This window comes from Nocardioides sp. SYSU D00065, assembly GCF_017916425.1.
Taxonomy (GTDB): Bacteria; Actinomycetota; Actinomycetes; order Propionibacteriales; family Nocardioidaceae; genus Nocardioides.
The window spans coordinates 239,746-252,613 of record NZ_JAFMSX010000005.1 but is presented as its reverse complement, the minus strand read 5'-3'; the positions used below and the strand labels follow the sequence as shown (position 1 = coordinate 252,613).

Here is a 12,868-nt window from a genome sequence, read left to right as displayed (position 1 = left end):
ATCGGCTCAGGCGGCGGCAGGCTCGGGACGGAGCCCGCTGCGCACCAGGTCGGCGTAGCGCCCGCCGTGGAGCAGCAGCTCCTCGTGGGTGCCGAGCTCGACCACGCGACCCCGGTGCAGGACGGCGATCTGGTCGGCCTCGCGCACCGTCGACAACCGGTGCGCGACGGTGATCGTGGTGCGAGTGCGGGTCACGTCGTCGAGCGCGGCCAGGACGGCCCGCTCGGTCTCGTTGTCGAGGGCGCTGGTCGCCTCGTCCAGGACCAGCACGGTCGGGTCGCGTAGCAGCGTCCGGGCGATCGCGAGGCGCTGCTGCTCCCCGCCGGAGAACCGGTGCCCGCGAGATCCCACGACCGTGTCGTAGCCCTCGGGCAGCGAGGTCACGACGTCGTGGATGCGCGCGGTGCGGCAGGCCTGCTCGATCTCGTCGTCGGTGGCGTCCGGGCGGGCGTGCCGGAGGTTGTCACGGACGCTGGCGTGCATGAGGTACGTCTCCTGGGTGACCACGCCGACGAGCGCGGCCAGGTCTGCCGCGGCCAGGTCGCGCACGTCGACGTCGTCGATGCTCACCGCGCCGCTGGTGACGTCGTGGAGCCGGGCGACCAGCGAGGCGAGCGTCGACTTGCCGCTTCCCGTCTCGCCGACGAGCGCCAGGGTCGTGCCGGCCGGGACCAGGAGGTCGATGCCGCCGAGCACCGGCCGGTCGGGGTCGTAGGCGAAGCCGACGTCTCGGAACCTGACCTCACCGCTCGCCGCGGCGCGGTCCAGCGCCACCGGCTCGGCGGGTTCGGCGATCTCCACCGGGAGGTCGGCGTACTCGAAGATGCGGCTGAACAGGGCGAGTGACGCGGTGACGTCGACCCCCACGTTGAGCAGGCCCATGAGCGGACGGAACACGCCACCCTGGAGCGCGACGAACGCCACCAGCGTGCCGATCGTCATCCCGCCGGACGTCGCGGGGAAGCCGGCGGCGAGGTAGATCGCGGCGGGCACGGCAGCGAAGACGACGGTCATCGTCGCCATCCGCCAGCGTCCGGCGAGGCGGGAGCGGATCTCCAGCCCGACCAGGTCCGCGGAGGTCTCCTCGAAGCGAGCGGTCAGCCGCGGCGCGGCTCCCAAGGTCTTGGTCAGGGCGACGCCGCTGACCGAGAGGCCCTCCTCGATCTGCCCGTGCAGGTCGGCCAGCCGACGCTGCCGCTCCGCGGTGATCCGGTGGCGCATGCGCGCGACCTGCCGGGTCAGCACGACGGCTGGGGGCAGGACCACCAGGGAGATGAGCGCCAGGCGCCAGCTCAGCGCGACCATGGCGACCGCCGTGCCGACGACGACGGTGAGGTTGGCCGCGATCGAGGTGGCGGTCTGCGTCACGACCCCCTGCATGCCGCCGATGTCGTTGACCAGCCGCGACTGCACCTCGCCGCCGCGGGTGCGGGTGAAGAAGCCGAGCGACTGTCGCTGCAGGTGGGCGAAGAGATCGCTGCGCAGTCGGTGCATGACCCGCTGGCCCACGGCCGTGGACAGCCAGGTCTGCACGACGCCAATGACGGCGGTCGCGATCGCGACGCCGAGCATGGCGGCCACGCAGAGCACCAGCAGGCCCACGTCCTGGCGGGGCAGGGCCTCGTCGATGACGTGGCGGACGAGGAAGGGCTGGGCGAGGGAGACCGTCGAGCTCACCACGATGAGCGCGACGACGACGGCGAGAGCGCCCCGGTGGGGCGCGAAGAGGCGTGCGACGCGGCGCAGCGACACCGGCGAGTCCGCCAGCTGGCGCAGGTCGGCGGGGTCCGGGCGGCCCGCGCGGCTGCGGCGGGGTGCACGGGAGTCAGAGTGGTCATCCATGCGACCAGCTCCTCTCTGGGTCGGAATAGTGAGGTAACCTCACCATCCGGTCAACTCGAGTCAGGGCGGAAATATTCCGTGGTCGTTCCCGGTCCCACCCCAGCACGCTCTCGGGCACCCTCGCCGTCACCGTCACCGGCCGACACGGGGGACCTGGTGCTGGCCGTGGCTCGCAGGGTCCGGCGCGCCTGGGCGGAGTCGCTGGCGCGCTGGGAGGTCACCCCGTCGCAGTCGCGCGCGCTCCGCGTGCTGGCGTCGAACGGGGAGGGCATCCGCCCGTCGGAGCTCGCCGAGACGCTGCACATCGCGCCCCGCTCGGCGACCGAGGTGGTCGAGGCGCTGGTCGAGCACGGATGGGTCCGGCGCGCACCGGACCCCAGCGACCGGCGCGCCACCACGCTCACCCTCACCGACGAGGGCCGAGACCTCGTCGTCCGGATCGAGGACGTGCGCCGGGACGCGTCCGCGCGGGTCCTGGACGTGCTGGCGCCGGCGCAGCGCCGTACGCTGCACGACATCTTGCTCGTCGTCGTGGGGGAGGACCGGTGACCGTTCGCGTCGGGTTGACCGGGGGCATCGCGTCGGGGAAGAGCACGGTGTCGTCGATCCTGGCCGACCTGGGCGCCGTGGTGGTCGACGCGGACGCGCTGGCCCGCGAGGTCGTCGCGCGCGGCACGCCGGGACTCGCGGCCGTCGTCGCGGAGTTCGGTCCCGACGTCCTGACCAGCGGGGGAGAGCTCGACCGTCCCGCCGTGGCACGCCTGGTCTTCGCCGACCCGGCAGCCCGACGGCGCCTCGAGGCGATCGTCCACCCGCTCGTCCACGAGCGCGGAGCGCAGCTCGAGGCCGCGGCCCCGGCCGGAGCAGTGGTCGTGCACGACATCCCGCTGCTCGCCGAGGGCGGGCGCGCCGGCTCCTTCGACGCGGTGGTCGTGGTCGACGCCCCGGTCGAGCTCCAGGTTGCCCGCATGGTCGAGGACCGGGGCTGGTCCCGCGCGGACGCCGAGTCCCGCATCGCCGCCCAGGCCAGCCGCGAGGACCGGCTGGCGATCGCCACGCACGTGGTCGACAACACCGGCACGCTGGCCGGGCTGCGTGCGCAGGTCGAGCGGATCTACGACGAGCTTGCCGCGCTGGCGGCGGACAGCGGCGGCGCGCCCTGACGCCGTACGTCGTCGCGGCGACGTTTCGGGGTCGGCGCGCCCCGGCCGGTAGCCTCCGGGCCGTGCTTCCGCTCCGATCCCGCCTCGCCGTGGTCGTGGCAGGCGCCCTGCTGGTGAGCGGGTGCGCCGGGCCCGGGACGGGGTCCGACGACCCCGCGCCCTCGGTCTCCACGACCTCCTCCTCGACGCCATCGCCGAGCACTGAGCCGAGCGCCACCGAGCCGCCGGTCGACCCTGAGACCCCGACCTCCTGGGGCCCGACGGTCGGCGAGCTCGAGGAGGCCCGCGACCTCGTCGCCACGTGGACGCCCGAGCAGCTGGCCGGGCAGGTGATCGTCGGCCGCTTCCACGGCACCGACCCCGCGATCCCGGCACGCATGGTGCGCGACCTCCACCTCGCCGGCGTCTCGGTGACCTCGGCCAACGTCGCCGACCGCGAGCAGGTGCTGGCGATGACGTCGGCGCTGACGCGTGCCGCTGCGGCAGACGGTCGCGACTTCCCGCCCGTCATCGGCGTCGACCAGGAGGGCGGCTACGTCTCTCACCTGCGCGGCATCGCGACCGAGTTCCCCCACTTCCAGTCCGCCGGCGCGGCGATCGCCGCCGATGCCCGCCTCGGCCGCCGGGTCACGCGGGCGGCGGCCCTGACCACCGGCCTCGAGCTGCGCGGTCTCGGGTTCACGTGGGTCTTCGCCCCGGTCGCCGACGTCACCATCGGCGCCGCGGACCCGACCATCGGTGCCCGGTCGCCGTCGCAGGACCCGCGGCTGGCGGCCCAGGCCGTCGGCGCCGCGATCAAGGGGTACGACGACGCGGGCATCGTGTCGACCGTCAAGCACTTCCCCGGTCACGGGGGTGCGACCAGCGACAGCCACGACGTGCTGCCGAAGCTCGACTCGACCCTCGCGCAGATCCGTGCGCACGACCTGCCGCCGTTCGAGTCCGCGATCCGGCAGCAGGCGCCGGCGGTGATGCTCAGCCATCTCGACCTGACCCACGTGGCGCCCGGTGTGCCGGCCAGCATGGCGCCCGAGGTCTACTCGCTGCTGCGCGACGACCTCGGCTTCGAGGGCGTCACCATCACCGACTCGCTGGGCATGGGCGCGGTCGGCGGCCGGCCCAAGCCAGCGTTGCAGGCCCTCAAGGCGGGTGCCGACCTGCTGCTCATGCCGGTCGACACCGCCACCACCCACCAGATCGTCGTGGACGCCATCGCCTCGGGCGAGGTCTCGCGCGAGCGCGTCGAGGAGGCCGCCGCCCGCGTGGTGGCCCTGCAGACCTGGCAGGCTCGGATCGCAGCACAGCGGCCCGTGCCTGCCGACGTCGTCGAGCGGGCACGGGCCGCGAGTGCGGACCTGCTGTCCGCGGCGTACTGAGGTCCGAGGACCTGCGGGCGAGGCCCGACCGGCTCAGGCCGCCAGGTCGGGGTCGCCGGCGCGGCGCAGCTTCTGCAGCGCCTCGCGCTCGAGCTGGCGCACCCGCTCGGCGGAGATGCCGTGCTTGGCGCCGATGTCGGCCAGCTTGTGCTGGCGGCCGTCGGCCAGTCCGTAGCGCGCGCGGACGATGTCGGCGGAGCGCTCGTCGAGGATGCCGACGAGGTCGTCGAGCCGCTGACGTGCTTCGGCGTCCAGGACGTTGAGGTCCGGCCCCGGAGCCGTCTCCTGCGCCATCAGGTCGCCCAGCGAGGTGTCGCCGTCCTCGTCCACCGGGGTGTCGAGGGACACGTGGTCGCGTCCCCAGCTCATCAGGTCGAGGACCCGGTCGAGGTCCATGCCGAGCTCGGTGGCGATCTCGTGCGGCTCGGGGTCGCGGCCGAGCTGGCGCTCGAGCGTGCGCCGGGCGCTGCCGACCTGGTTGAGCTCCTCCACGACGTGCACCGGGAGCCGTACGACGCGGGCCTGCTGCGCGATGCCGCGCGTGATGGCCTGCCGCACCCACCAGGTGGCGTAGGTCGAGAACTTGTAGCCCTTGGTGTAGTCGAACTTCTCGACCGCACGGATGAGGCCGGTGTTGCCCTCCTGGATCAGGTCGAGCATCGGCATCTGCGAGCGGCCGTACTTGCGGGCGATGGAGACCACCAGGCGCAGGTTGGCCTCGATGAAGCGGTCCACGGCCTGGCGGCCCTGCTCGGCGAGCCACTCGAGCTCGGCCTCGCTGGCGCTCATCGGGGCACCGCCCTTGCGGCGGCCCACGCGTCCGGTGTCGAGCAGGTGCTGGGCCAGCAGGCCTGCCTCGATCGTCTTGGAGAGCTCGACCTCGGTCTCGGCGTCGAGGAGCGGGGTGCGAGCGATCTCGTCGAGGTAGAGTCCGACGCTGTCGCGTCCCTCGATCTCGCGAGTGGTGGTGGTGCGCTTCGGCTGTGCGGTGCTCATCTCGTCCTCCTGCTCTCGTGCGACCACCCCGTGTCGCACATCTGTTCCAACGCCGGTGTCCGCTGCGGGATTCCCCATCGGATTGGTGCCTTCACCTGCCTTGACGAGTCGGTCGTCCCGGTAGTTGCACGATCGGCGAACTCTCAGGGACTTCTCAGGGGTTCCCCGTGGAGACTGGGACCATGCGGAGCGCGCCGAGCCACCGGGTCGACCTCAACGCCGACCTGGGCGAGGAGGTCACCGACGACGCCGGCCTGCTGGAGGTGGTGACCAGCGCCAACGTGGCCTGCGGCTTCCATGCCGGCGACGCCGCGACGATGCGCGCGGTCTGCGCGGAGGCCGTGCGCCGGGGCGTCGCGGTGGGAGCGCAGGTGTCCTACCTCGACCGCGAGCACTTCGGGCGCGTGGAGCGCGACGTGCCCGCCGACGTGCTGCGTGAGCAGGTGGCCGAGCAGGTCGGGGTGCTGACGGCCATCGCGGTCGCCGAGGGCGGGGACGTGGCGTACCTCAAGCCGCACGGTGCGCTCTACCACCGCGTGGCCGTCGACGAGGTGCAGGCGGCGGCCGTGCTCGACGGGTCCGGCACGCTGCCGGTGCTGGCCATGCCGGGCTCCCGGCTGCTGGCGATGGCGACGGGGCGGGGGCGCGACGGGCGGCTCGAGGGATTCCCCGACCGCGGCTACACCGCCGACGGGGGACTGGTGCCCCGCGACCAGCCGGGGGCGCTCGTCACCGACGCGAGGGCCGTCGCCGCGCGGGCGGTCGAGCTGGCCGGCGCCGTCGACTCGGTGTGCGTGCACGGCGATTCCCCGGGTGCTGTGGCCGCCGCTCGGGCCGTACGACGCGCGCTCGAGGCCGCCGGCTGGGAGGTCGCGACGTGCTGGTCCGCTGACTGAGGCCGGCCGCCGGGGCGGGCGCGACTGCCGCACAATGGCCGGGTGCGGGTGGTCACAGTGGGCCCACGGGCGTGCCTGGTCGAGCTGGAGGACGCCGTCGCGGCGGCCTCCCTCGCCGCCTGGGCACGCGCCGCCAGGCTGCCCGCGGAGGAGATCGTCCCGGCCGCCGCCACCGTGCTCTTCGACGGCGTGTACCCGGCGAGCGTCGAGGCCGCGCTGCCGCGCTGGCCCGCCGGAGGTGAGCCGGCGGCCGGACCGCTCGTGCGCGTCGCGGTGACCTACGACGGTCCCGATCTCGAGCGGGTCGCCGGGCACTGGGGCTGCAGCGCGGACGAGGTGGTCGAGCAGCACACCTCGACCGAGCTCGTCGCGCTCTTCACCGGGTTCGCCCCGGGGTTCAGCTACCTGGGCGGCCTGCCGGCGCACCGCAGCGTGCCCCGGCTGTCGTCGCCGCGTCCCCGGGTGGAGGCGGGCTCGGTCGCCCTGGCCGGCTCCTGGTGCGGCATCTATCCCGCGGCCTCGCCGGGCGGATGGCTCGTCATCGGCACCACCGAGGCCGTGCTCTGGGACCCCGCTCGCCGGCAGCCGGCCCTGCTGGCACCGGGCACGCGGGTGCGCTTCGAGGCTGTCGGATGAGCGGACGGGTCACCCTGGAGGTGCTCGACCCCGGCCCGCTGGCGACGCTGCAGGACCGCGGGCGGCGGGGATGGGCGCACCTCGGCGTCCCGCGCGCCGGCGCGCTGGACCGGGCCGCGGCGGGCCTGGCGCGGCGGCTCGTGGGCGGGACCGAGGACGACGCCGTCGTGGAGACGACGATGAGCGGCATCGTCCTGCGCACCCGCCGGGCGGTGACCCTCGCCGTGACCGGCGCGCCGTGCGAGGTGCGGCTCGGCCGCCGCCCGGTGGCTCACGCCGCTGCGGTGACGGTCCCGGCGGGCGTCGTGGTCACGGTGGGCCCGGCCATCACCGGCGTCCGCTCCTACGTCGCCGTCGCGGGCGGCATCGAGGTGCCGCCGGTCCTGGGCTCGCGCTCCACCGACACGCTCGCCTGGGTCGGCCCGCCGCGGCTGGCGCCCGGCACGGAGCTGGCGACGGGTGTGCCCGGCGCGGTGCCGGAACCACCCGCGGCGGTCGTCGTACGTCCGCGCGCCCCGGTGCTGCGCCTGCACCGCGGACCGCGCGCCGACTGGCTCGAGGACGGCGCGTGGGGGGCGCTCGACGGGGCGGCGTACGCCGTCGCCCCCGACAGCGACCGCATCGGCCTGCGCCTCGACGGCCCGCCGATCCGCAGGCGGGACGGCGAGCTCCCCAGCGAGGGGGTCGTGCTGGGCGCGGTGCAGGTGCCGCCGTCGGGACAACCCGTGGTGTTCCTCGCCGACCACCCCACGACCGGTGGCTACCCGGTGGTCGCGGTCGTCGCGGACGACGACCTCGACGTGTGCGCGCAGCTGCGACCCGGCGAGGAGGTCACCCTGCGGGTGCTGTGAGGCTCACTCCTCGGACGGCGGCTCCAGCCGTCGCAGTGCCGGGTCGTCGGTGCGGAAGGAGCGCACGGGGCCGGGCGGTGTCTCCGCGGTCTCGAAGCGGACCGTCACCACGCCGGCGCCGGAGCCCCACACCCAGCCGGGACCCATCTCGTCGTGGACCACGTCGGCGCCGGGCGGCCAGGTGCGTCGCGGCGGCTCCGGGAGCACGACCTCCTCGTCCTCCTCGTCCGCGACCTCGCCGAACAGGTCCTCCTGCACCCAGTCCGCGAGCCCCGAGACGCCGACACCGAGCAGGCGGACGCCGCCGGTGGTGTCGAGGTCGCCCAGCAGCGAACGGGCGATCCGGGCGATGGTGCCGCCGTCGTCGGTCGGGCTGGACAGCGTGCTCGAGCGACTCAGCGTGGTGAAGTCGTGCAGCCGCACCTTGATGGTCACCGTGCGCCCGGAGATCCCGCCCTTGCGCATGCGGGCGCCGACCTCCTTGGCCTGGCGGGTCAGCAGGCCCTCCATCAACCGGCGATCGGTGAGGTCGGAGTCGTAGGTCCCCTCCACGCTGATCGACTTGGCCTCCCGCTCGGCCACGACCGGTCGGTGGTCCTGGGCGCGCGCGAGCCGCCACAGCCCCTGGCCGTGGGCCTGGCCGAGCAGCCGGACGAGCTCCTCCTCGCTGACCAGCTCCAGCTCGCCGATCGTGTGGATCCCGGCGCGCCGCAGCCGCTCCGCCGTCGCGGGCCCGACGCCGGGGATGACCGTGACCCTCATCGGTCGCAGCAGGTCGAGCTCGGTGCCGGGCGGCACCACGGTCATCCCGTCCGGCTTGTCGAGCTCGCTGGCCACCTTGGCGAGGAACTTCGACGACGCGATGCCGACGGTGGCGGTGAGCCCACCGGTGACCTCGTGCACCCGCTGGCGCAGCCGCTCCCCGGCCGCCGTGACCGTGGCGACCTCCAGGTCCGGCAGGTCCGCGGCCGCCAGGTCGACGAACGCCTCGTCCAGGGAGAGCGGCTCCACCAGCGGCGACAGCTCGCGCAGGGCCTGCATGACCTTGGCGCTGGTCTCGCGGTAGGCGTGGAAGCGCCCGCTCAGGAAGGCCGCGTGCGGGCACCGGGCCCGGGCCTCCCGCGTCGACATCGCGGACCCGACGCCGTACCGGCGCGCCTCGTAGGAGGCGGTGGACACCACGCCGCGGCCACCGGTGCCGCCGACGATGACCGGCTTGCCCCGCAGCGACGGCTTGTCGCGCTGCTCGACGGCGGCGAAGAAGGCGTCCAGGTCCAGGTGCAGCACGGAGGCGGTGGTGCGCATCAGCCCGGGGCTCCGGGGCGGGCGCTCGGCGTCACGTGCGCATTGTCGCAGCCCACCAACCGTCCACAGGCGACCCCCACGGGGCGTCGTCCACAGGGTTCCGCCCGCGGCAGCATGCAGCGTCCGTGGATGCGGGGAACGTCGTCGGCATGGAACCCACACACCCCACCCCGCTCCCCGGGCACATCCCGGGGCACACGTCAGATCACACGTCCGCCGCCACGCCGCCTCCGAGGACCATGCGGGCGCGCACGCCCGGCGACATCGCGGCCCTCGTCCCCCTCGTCCTCGGCTTCGTCCCCGAGCGGTCGGTCGTCATGGTCAGCGTCAGCGCGTCGGGGGGCGGCATGCATGCCCGCGTCGACCTGCCCCACGACCCCGACGACGTCGACGACGTGTCCGCCTCGCTGCTGCGCGCGGCCCGGCGCAACGGCGTGCGCGACGTCGTGGTCGTGGTCTACGACGACGACACGACAGTCGCCGACGAGGCAGCGTGGTCGGTCCACGAGGAATTCACCGCCGCCGGCGTCGGCGTACGGGCGGTCCTGCGCGTGCACGACGACCACTGGTACGCGGTGCTCCCGGGGGCGCCGCTGGCGGCCTACCAGGGCGTGCCGTTCACCCTGGCCGAGCACCCCTTCACGGCTCAGGGCGTCTTCGACGGCCGAGTGACCCACGCGAGTCGCGAGGCGCTGCGCGCCACCATCGCCCCCGACCCCGGCTCCGCCCCGACTGCCGACCAGGTGGCCGTCGCGCCCGTCCTGCCCACAGGCGCGGTGACCGCGCTCGTGCGGCGCCACCTGGAGGCCGGCACCACCCTCGACCCGGCCGAGCTCGCGTCGGTCGCCGTCACGATCGGCGAGGGACGGGGGCGTGACGAGGCCTGGACGTGGCTCGCCCGGAGCCAGGCACGCGCGGCGGTCGACCTGTGGTCCGACGCCGTGCGGCGACTGCCGGACTCGCACGTCGCCGCTCCGGCCGCGGTCCTGGCGTTCTCGGCCTGGCTGCTCGGCGACGGGGCGCTGGCCTGGTGCGCGGTGGACCGCTGCCGCGAGGTCGCTCCTCAGCACTCGCTCGCCGACCTGGTGGCGCAGCTGCTCGAGTCGGCCACGTCGCCCGAGCGCTGGGAGGCGCTGCGCCCTGACGTCGCGGCCAGCGGCGACCCCGCCGCCTGAGCCGGGTGCGGCCGTGAAGACCAGCCGTCCGGGCGGTTCCCGCGAGGGCTCGGCCGTGACTAGGGTGCGGCCATGGGAGAAGAGGTCGCGCACCAGGAGTTCAGCCGGGCCGACCGGACGCGGCACCGGGAGAAGGTACGGCGCAACCTCGACGTCTTCGCCCGCATGCTGCGCGAGGCGCGCTTCGACACCGACGACCCGATGACGGGGCTCGAGATGGAGCTCAACCTCATCGACGAGGTGGGCGACCCGGCGCTGAAGAACGCCGAGGTGCTGGAGGCGATCGCCGACCCGGACTTCCAGACCGAGCTGGGCCAGTTCAACATCGAGATCAACCTGGCGCCCGCCAAGCTCCGCGAGGGCGCGCTGACGACCTTTGAGGAGAGCCTGCGTCGCTCGCTCAACGACGCCGAGGAGAAGGCTGCGAAGGTCGGCGCCCACCAGGTGATGATCGGGATCCTGCCGACCCTCGCCGAGGGCCACATGACCCCCGAGTCGCTCAGCTCCAACCCGCGCTACAAGCTGCTGTCCGAGCAGATCCTCGCCGCCCGCGGCGAGGACATCACCATCTCCATCTCCGGACGCGAGCGGCTCACCACGAGGGCCGACTCCATCGTCCCGGAGGCGGCATGCACGAGCACGCAGTTCCACGTGCAGACCTCGCCCGACCAGTTCGCTGCCTACTGGAACGCCGCTCAGGCCATCGCCGGGGTCCAGCTCGCTGTGTCGGCCAACTCGCCCTACCTGCTCGGCAAGGAGCTGTGGCGCGAGACGCGGATCCCGCTGTTCGAGCAGGCGACCGACACCCGCAGCGAGGAGCTCAAGGCGCAGGGGGTTCGCCCGCGGGTCTGGTTCGGCGAGCGGTGGATCACCTCTGTGTTCGACCTCTTCGAGGAGAACGTGCGCTACTTCCCCGCACTCCTGCCGGTCACCGACGAGGAGGACCCGCTCGACGTGCTGGAGTCCGACGGCACGCCAGCGCTGCACGAGCTCAAGCTGCACAACGGCACGATCTATCGCTGGAACCGCCCGGTCTACGACATCGCCGACGACATGCCGCACCTGCGGGTGGAGAACCGGCTGCTCGCCGCCGGCCCGACCGTGGCCGACACGATCGCCAACGCGGCGCTGTGGTTCGGCCTCATCCGCTACCTCGTCGACAGCGAGCGGCCGCTGTGGTCGCAGATGTCGTTCTCGGCGGCGGAGGAGAACTTCCACGTCGCGGCGCAGCTGGGGGTCGACGCGCAGGTCTACTGGCCCGGACTCGGCCAGGTCCGGGCGACGGAGCTGGTGCTGCGCCGGCTGCTGCCGATGGCACAGGCGGGCCTCGACGCGTGGGGCGTCCCGGCCGAGGAGAGCGACCGCTACCTCGGCATCATCGAGCAGCGCTGCCAGCGGGAGGCCAGCGGCGCCGGGTGGTTCGTCGAGCGCGTCCGCGAGCGCGGCAGCGCCGACCGCTACGACGCTCTGCGCGCGACCCTGCTGGACTACCGCGACCGCATGCACAGCAACGAGCCGGTGCACCTCTGGGACTGAGGCGCTAGGAGCCGGCCGGCCCCGCCGAGCGGCGACGCAGTCGTCGCCACTCGCGGCGCACGTCGCTGACCGGGTCGAACCAGCCGCGCCGCGTGACCACCACGAGACCCACGGGGGCGCCGAGCGAGGCACATGCCCAGGTGGCGGGACCGAGCCACCGCAGGTCGTCGTCGTGGGGGCTGAGCTCGCCGGGCCGGGTCAGCCACAGCAGCGGACGCGTCGTCAACCCACTCGCGCGCCGCAGCAGGGCCGAGACGACGTCTGCGCGGACGCCGGCGTCGCCGAGGGGCGGGTCGTCGACGTGCCGTAGCCCCAGCCCGGGGGCACCCGCGTGCACGGCGACGGGGAAGTGGCGTCTCGACTCGCCCTCGACCAGCTCGAGCGTGGCGGCGCGCAGCGCGAGGTGCGTGTGTCGGTCGATGGGCGCCTGGAGCGCCGGGTGGAATGCCACCTGCCCACCCTGCAGTAGGGGCACCGGTCCATGGCGCCCGTCCACAGGTGCCCAAGCCAGCCGGTTTCCGTTACGGTGCCCACAGGCCGACGGCGAGGCGCTGTGGGCCCCGAGAGGAGACACCATGGGCACCGTCGTCGTCGGATACGTCCCCAAGCCGGAGGGCGAAGCCGCCCTGAGCGCCGGCATCAGCGAGGCCAAGCTGCGGGGCAGCAAGCTGGTCGTGGTGAACTCGCACAGGGGCGGACAGGAGTTCGACGGTCCCAAGGCTCGCGCCGCCGAGGACGAGCTCGGTGCCATCCGGACCACCCTGGAGGAGTCCGGGGTCGAGCACGAGATCCGCCAGCTCGTGCGCGGCTTCGAGCCCGCCGAGGACCTCATCAGCATCGCCGAGGCCAACAACGCCGAGCTGCTCGTCATCGGCTTGCGCCGCCGCTCGCCCGTCGGCAAGCTGATCCTCGGCAGCAACGCCCAGCGCGTTCTGCTCGACGCCCCCTGCCCGGTCCTGGCGGTCAAGGCCCAGTAGGCACCGGCTCCGCGCCGGCGGGTGCCGACGCGGACGGCGTCGCCCGGAGCGTCGGGCAGGATGGGCCCATGGGCTTCCAGATCACCGGCGACCCCGCCGCAGACAAGGTTCTCGA

At 74.1% G+C, this 12,868-nt stretch carries 13 protein-coding genes; 9 read left to right on the top strand and 4 right to left on the bottom strand.

The features are described from left to right. Window positions 1-6: 6 nt before the first annotated feature. The gene (locus J3P41_RS18305; protein ID WP_210652175.1) at window positions 7-1,842 is read right to left on the bottom strand and encodes an ABC transporter ATP-binding protein; all 1,836 of its coding nucleotides are present in this window, start codon (window positions 1,840-1,842) and stop codon (window positions 7-9) included. 165 nt (window positions 1,843-2,007) lie between these two features. Between J3P41_RS18305 and J3P41_RS18825 the strand changes: the two genes are divergently transcribed. The 3 genes from J3P41_RS18825 (at window position 2,008) to J3P41_RS18295 (ending at window position 4,381) form a co-directional block, all read left to right on the top strand. Next, the gene (locus tag J3P41_RS18825) at window positions 2,008-2,391 is read left to right on the top strand and encodes a MarR family transcriptional regulator (RefSeq protein ID WP_307862073.1); all 384 of its coding nucleotides are present in this window, start codon (window positions 2,008-2,010) and stop codon (window positions 2,389-2,391) included. After that, window positions 2,388-3,005, top strand: coding sequence for a dephospho-CoA kinase (gene coaE, locus J3P41_RS18300; RefSeq protein WP_307862072.1), 618 nt, complete (start codon window positions 2,388-2,390; stop codon window positions 3,003-3,005). The genes J3P41_RS18825 and coaE overlap by 4 nt, the downstream gene beginning before the upstream one ends. A gap of 62 nt (window positions 3,006-3,067) precedes the next feature. Next, window positions 3,068-4,381, top strand: coding sequence for a glycoside hydrolase family 3 protein (locus tag J3P41_RS18295; protein WP_210652173.1), 1,314 nt, complete (start codon window positions 3,068-3,070; stop codon window positions 4,379-4,381). A 33-nt stretch (window positions 4,382-4,414) separates the two neighbouring features. Here the strand turns inward: J3P41_RS18295 and J3P41_RS18290 are convergent, their stop codons facing one another. Beyond that, on the bottom strand, window positions 4,415-5,377 hold the full coding sequence (locus tag J3P41_RS18290; protein ID WP_210652172.1) for an RNA polymerase sigma factor RpoD/SigA: 963 nt from the start codon (window positions 5,375-5,377) through the stop codon (window positions 4,415-4,417). Window positions 5,378-5,559: 182 nt separating this feature from the next. On the opposite strand from J3P41_RS18290, the gene J3P41_RS18285 reads away from it, so the two are divergent. From J3P41_RS18285 to J3P41_RS18275, 3 genes are read left to right on the top strand one after another with little or no spacing between them, the layout of a single operon-like run. Continuing rightward, entirely contained in the window at window positions 5,560-6,273 is a 714-nt protein-coding gene (locus tag J3P41_RS18285) for a 5-oxoprolinase subunit PxpA (protein WP_210652171.1), read from the top strand. Between the two features lie 42 nt (window positions 6,274-6,315). Continuing rightward, entirely contained in the window at window positions 6,316-6,909 is a 594-nt protein-coding gene (locus tag J3P41_RS18280; protein WP_210652169.1) for an allophanate hydrolase subunit 1, read from the top strand. Continuing rightward, window positions 6,906-7,760 carry a biotin-dependent carboxyltransferase family protein gene (locus J3P41_RS18275; protein WP_210652168.1) on the top strand — a complete coding sequence of 285 codons (855 nt, stop codon included), beginning with the start codon at window positions 6,906-6,908 and terminating at the stop codon, window positions 7,758-7,760. Before J3P41_RS18280 ends, J3P41_RS18275 begins: the two co-directional genes overlap by 4 nt. Before the next feature lie 3 nt (window positions 7,761-7,763). On the opposite strand, the gene J3P41_RS18270 is transcribed toward J3P41_RS18275, so the two are convergent. Next, on the bottom strand, window positions 7,764-9,065 hold the full coding sequence (locus tag J3P41_RS18270) for a DNA polymerase IV (protein WP_210652167.1): 1,302 nt from the start codon (window positions 9,063-9,065) through the stop codon (window positions 7,764-7,766). 239 nt (window positions 9,066-9,304) lie between these two features. On the opposite strand from J3P41_RS18270, the gene J3P41_RS18265 reads away from it, so the two are divergent. Continuing rightward, entirely contained in the window at window positions 9,305-10,240 is a 936-nt protein-coding gene (locus J3P41_RS18265; protein ID WP_210652166.1) for a DUF4192 domain-containing protein, read from the top strand. A gap of 72 nt (window positions 10,241-10,312) precedes the next feature. Then, the gene (locus tag J3P41_RS18260; protein ID WP_210652165.1) at window positions 10,313-11,776 is read left to right on the top strand and encodes a glutamate-cysteine ligase family protein; all 1,464 of its coding nucleotides are present in this window, start codon (window positions 10,313-10,315) and stop codon (window positions 11,774-11,776) included. Window positions 11,777-11,780: 4 nt separating this feature from the next. Here the strand turns inward: J3P41_RS18260 and J3P41_RS18255 are convergent, their stop codons facing one another. Continuing rightward, window positions 11,781-12,227 (bottom strand): hypothetical protein, encoded by a 447-nt coding sequence (locus J3P41_RS18255; RefSeq protein WP_210652164.1) that lies wholly within the window; start codon window positions 12,225-12,227, stop codon window positions 11,781-11,783. Between the two features lie 124 nt (window positions 12,228-12,351). Here J3P41_RS18255 and J3P41_RS18250 point away from each other — a divergent pair, with 124 nt between their 5' ends. Then, entirely contained in the window at window positions 12,352-12,753 is a 402-nt protein-coding gene (locus tag J3P41_RS18250) for a universal stress protein (RefSeq protein WP_210652163.1), read from the top strand. The last annotated feature ends 115 nt before the right edge of the window (window positions 12,754-12,868 follow it).